The organism is Spirochaeta dissipatitropha, from assembly GCF_054657935.1.
The window spans coordinates 1-4,643 of sequence record NZ_BAAHXT010000030.1 but is presented as its reverse complement, the minus strand read 5'-3'; the positions used below and the strand labels follow the sequence as shown (position 1 = coordinate 4,643).

Below are 4,643 nucleotides of genomic sequence, written 5' to 3'. Positions count from 1 at the left end.
ATAAACACGCCCCTTCCACCGCTGGCTACAGCGGTTTAGTGCAACGACCGCATCAGCTGCAATTTTGTCCCGTAGGGTTGGCGTAGTTTTTGAGTAATCAAAAACTATGACAAAAAAATTGTCAGTTGCATGCGTTTGTTATGTTTCATCTTCTTCTTTTAATATTTATACCTTCTAACATTTGATATACTTCAAGAGCATATTGATCTGTCATACCTGATATATAATCTGTTATTAAATGTGCTCTTAATAACCACTCATTATCATTTTTTCTCTTCATATTTTCATATTTATAGTTTTTAATATGTCGTTTTGATAGAAGATTATATAATCTCCATTCAATATCAAATCCTTTGCCTGAATCATCATCATAAATGAATTTATGAAAATCATTTACATTCATGATTAGTAATTTAGAGAAATGATCTAATAGTCCTGAAATAATTTGATATCCAGATAGTTCTATATATTGCGCTTCAGGCGCGATATAAATATATTTTCTAGCAAAAGCTTTTAATTCTTTTAATATTTTACCAGCATTAATATCTTCAATAATTTCTTTTTTTTCTCCAGCGAAATAATCGTCAAAATTAGCAACAAAATGCTCAGAAACTTCTTGTGAAATTTTTCTTGACCAATTCACAGATATTTCCATCCCAAAATATTCAATCTTTCTGTCTGGTAGTGAATAATTCAATTTATTGTCTTTGATAAATTTAGAAAAATGATTTTTAAATAAAGTACTATCTATAATACCTTTTTCTATCGAATCTGCAATATCGCTCAAGCAATAACAAATATCGTCAGCAGCTTCCATAATATATAAAAAAGGAAATCTAGTATTACTTTTGATTTCTAATTCTTCCCATGCTCTTTCAACAATATCTTTCTCTGTCTTGAAATATCCAGCTTTTTTATTATTAACTTTGCATGTTTCGTTTGAAGATCTTGGGTATTTAATTGTACAAAGCATTGTTGGGTAAGTAAGATTTAATCCATGTTTATCTTTTTCGCAATGCAATTTATTAAGAATTCTAAATCCTTGAGGATTCCCATCAAAATGCAAGAAGTCAGAAATATAATCTTCGTGATTTTCAATGTTTAAATTTTTTTCTATTATATCTTTACTCTTGTTTTTAAACCAATCTTGTATTGCTGATTCACCAAAATGGCCGAATGGAGGATTCCCAATATCATGTATCAAACATGCATTTTCAATTATTGTGACTATTGGCAATATATATTTTGATTCTATCAGGTTTTTATCTGATAATTCTTGCCCGATTTTATATGCTAAGCTTCTACCTATATCTGCGACTTCTAATGAATGTGTAAGTCTATTTCTAACACTTGAATTTGATTCTAAGGAAAAAACTTGTGCTTTTTGAGTTAATCGGCGAAATGATGATGAATAAATAATTCTTGATCTATCGCTTAAAAATTCATCTATTAAATTTTCACGCTGGATAGTGCTATCTCGTTCTCTTTTAGGAAATAATTTCTTTTCTAAATCAAGTATCATACTCTTTTATCCTTTTTTATAAACATAACATATTCAATCATCAGTTTTCTATGAATCTACCTCATAGAGTGCATTTTACAGCACATCAATCTCAAAACACAGGGATGTCTTACTACCTTTTATGTACCGTGGTTTTCTACACTTCGAGCACATAATCAATCAGAAATGAAATAACAATTGGTTAATTCATGGGGTCATTTCTTTTCTGTCAGTATGTGCACACAATCATGCAAATCTACCCTGCATCGGGAGATTTGGTTCTGTTGTATAACACATACCTGTCGGTAACCTCCGGCGAACCTGGATCGAAATAACATGGTACGTTTTTCATTCAGTATAAGCGACCTGAATGGCAATGCAAGCTTGAGAGGAATAAATCATCTTTTATTAGCATTTTCTTTGTGCTTATTATATTGAATTGGACTTTTTAACTATTGTGATTCAAAACTATAACATGCTATCCGTCAGCCTGGATGACCCGGGTCATGACAGGTGACGGATAATTATTTGGGCATCTGCCCTACTCGCTCTGGACCATAGATTATTACGTTACGCTGAGTCCGACCCCTTCGGATATAAGGTTGCCGTCCTTATCGTATGCCGGTGGTTCAAAGTGGGAGAAAAATTCTGTTTCCCTGGGCGATGTGGCGTAGATCATATTGTTGACTACGGCATGCATGGATTCGTGTGGTTTGAAATGGAATAATTTATCCAGTCGGCGTAATTCGGAGAAGGAGACACGTAATAGGCGAATTACTCGGTGCACCAGTTGGCCGGTTTCATTTAAATCTCCGGTAAGGCGTCTGTCATATGCCGACCAGTGGGCGAAAATTACGTCGACAAGATGATATTCAATTCCGTGTGGGAGTATGAGATCCTCGCAATCGTCACCGTACCACCATTTTACATATTTGAGATCAGGATCAACTTTCTTGTATTCAGAAATTATAAGCTCGTCACTCACTCCTGCCCGAATATCTTTCCATAAATCACTCATATTATCCTCCCGGAATAAAATATTCATAATACCTGTGAAAAACATATCCGGATCATGGGAGATCCGACCGTTGTCGTCGGGACAACAGGCAAGATTCTGTAGAATTTCTTCTATTGCAGTGCTGAGAAAGAATTCTAATCCATCGACTGATGCGCTTTCATACAGGGCCTGGTAGGAATTGAAACGTATCTTTTCGTTCTTTTCATTCATGGCAGCTCTCTTGCCTTATGGCGGCAGGGAAGAATTCAATACGGCTTGATCTCATTCACTCTCCTTTTGTTGGTGGGGTATGCTCCATTATATCATGGAGTTTTTCATACCCACGTATCTGGCAATTTGATGATTACTTCTTTCGCTATTCAAACTGAAGGCTTTCAGCTTCCTGTAGATCAATACTATCTGCATTTCCCTGGAGCTCTGCTAAGTCAGGGTGCTGTTGGTAACGCATGAACTGATGCATGCTAAATGTAGCAACAGCTGATCCGAGCACTATTCCACTGACGAGGATTACAGAAGCTGCTGCCAGTGCGATTTTCACTCTTGAGCCTGAAATGAATTGTCCGAGCCTGTCTGCGAGAGCTTTTCTGGCAGCTTGTGCTGTTTCATCAAGATTTTTTGCGCTGTTGTTAAAACTGATCTGGCTTTCGTTTACGGCATTTACGAGCTGCTCAAGCGCATGATCAAGCTGACATCGTGCTTCTGTCAGCAGTGGCATTACTTCTGCTTGAACACCGGCCTTCCCTGCTGCGATTACTGCATATGATGCTTCAGCCCGGGCAGATGCGCCGATCTGTTCATTTACCTTGCGTGAGTAAGCATCGATCTCTTCAAACATCATTTCAATCAGTTTCTCGGCGTTTGATAGTATTTCGACATAAGTCGAAATGGGTGAATACAATCGTTGTTCACATTTATTGAAATGATTTTCTACTTCCATAAACATGTCTTCATTGACATCCTTAAAGCTGCAATATGCTTCATCGATTTCATTTTTCAGCAGTTTGAGTTTCTGTTCTGCTTCTGTGACGGCTGTAGAGAAGCCGTCTGTAATTGTTTCTGCAGCTGCCCGGGTCGCATCGGGGAGCCCATTTTTTACTTCTTCGATTCGATCGAGCACAGTACTAAACTCTTCATAAATCAGTTGATATGTTTTTTCTTTAAAGTTCATTGATTCAGACATGGGCAGCCTCCGCTTCAAACATTGCATTGAATACTTCATCGAGATTTCTTACGACACTACGTGCGAGGGATCGAGTCGTATATGCTTCGATTAATTTTGATCGATCTTTCTTATCTGCTGATTTGTGAAGATCTCGCAGCTGCTGGCGGTAATCAGTTTGATCAGATAGAATTTCATGAATGCTCTTACGTTGAATAGCAAGTGCATCGAAGAGTTCGTTCTCTTTAATAGCAAGACCAGGGTTAAAATCGTATTCCGGGTTTTTGCGAAAAAAGCGGCAGAGCAGATCAAACTCAAGCTCGACATCTGACTCTACGCGATTGTACACGATTCTGATCTTATCCGGATTAATGCCGTAGTTCTGCAGTGTAAGCAGCAGACTGATTGTTTCTTTTTGCTCTTTTGTTCCGGGAGTAACAGGGATAATAAAGAAGTCAAATTCAAGATGACTGTCTTCATACATTGCAAGACCGTCCAGAAAAGCTTCGATGTTACTTGCTCCGACATCTACAATCGCATCATCGAGATACAGCAGTTTCGAGAACAGTTCCTTGAATCGTTGTCCAGAAAGTTTCTCTGACTCGATTCCCAGTTCTTCGGTACTTTCATTTATTGATTCGATAGCAATGACAGTTGCGTCATTCATCCGGGGACGCAGCAGGTTCGCTGCAAGGGTGGTTTTACCGACCGTGCCTGTATAGCTCAGTACGATACATTTCATGTATTAGTCCTCATTTAAAAGATCATCAAGATCCACCTCCGCTTTCTTTTTTTTCTCAAAGATAGACGGAGCCGGCTTTCCGTTCTGGGATTTCTCCCGGCTCTGTTCCTTTGCTGGTTTTGCAGGATTAGAATGTGAATCAGATATGTGTTTCACCATAAAGCGACTGAGTGTAGCCTGTGTGACATTCACCCCCTCTTCTTCGGAGAGGTATTGAACAATC

Annotated in this window: 5 protein-coding genes; all 5 read right to left on the bottom strand. The window is 38.1% G+C overall.

The window, feature by feature from the left end; all coding sequences use genetic code 11:
- Window positions 1-145: 145 nt before the first annotated feature.
- A complete protein-coding gene (gene dgt, locus ACYQ2L_RS16965) occupies window positions 146-1,522 on the bottom strand; it encodes a dGTPase (protein ID WP_460058278.1) in 1,377 nt (458 codons plus the stop codon).
- Window positions 1,523-2,066: 544 nt separating this feature from the next.
- Window positions 2,067-2,729, bottom strand: coding sequence for a hypothetical protein (locus ACYQ2L_RS16960; protein ID WP_460058276.1), 663 nt, complete (start codon window positions 2,727-2,729; stop codon window positions 2,067-2,069).
- Window positions 2,730-2,874: 145 nt separating this feature from the next.
- A complete protein-coding gene (locus ACYQ2L_RS16955; RefSeq protein ID WP_460058274.1) occupies window positions 2,875-3,699 on the bottom strand; it encodes a hypothetical protein in 825 nt (274 codons plus the stop codon).
- Window positions 3,692-4,420, bottom strand: a complete 729-nt coding sequence (stbB, locus tag ACYQ2L_RS16950; protein WP_460058272.1) for a StbB family protein — start codon at window positions 4,418-4,420, stop codon at window positions 3,692-3,694. The genes ACYQ2L_RS16955 and stbB overlap by 8 nt, the downstream gene beginning before the upstream one ends.
- Before the next feature lie 3 nt (window positions 4,421-4,423).
- Window positions 4,424-4,643, bottom strand: a 220-nt coding sequence (locus ACYQ2L_RS16945; protein WP_460058270.1) for a hypothetical protein, incomplete at its 5' end; no start/stop codon positions are given.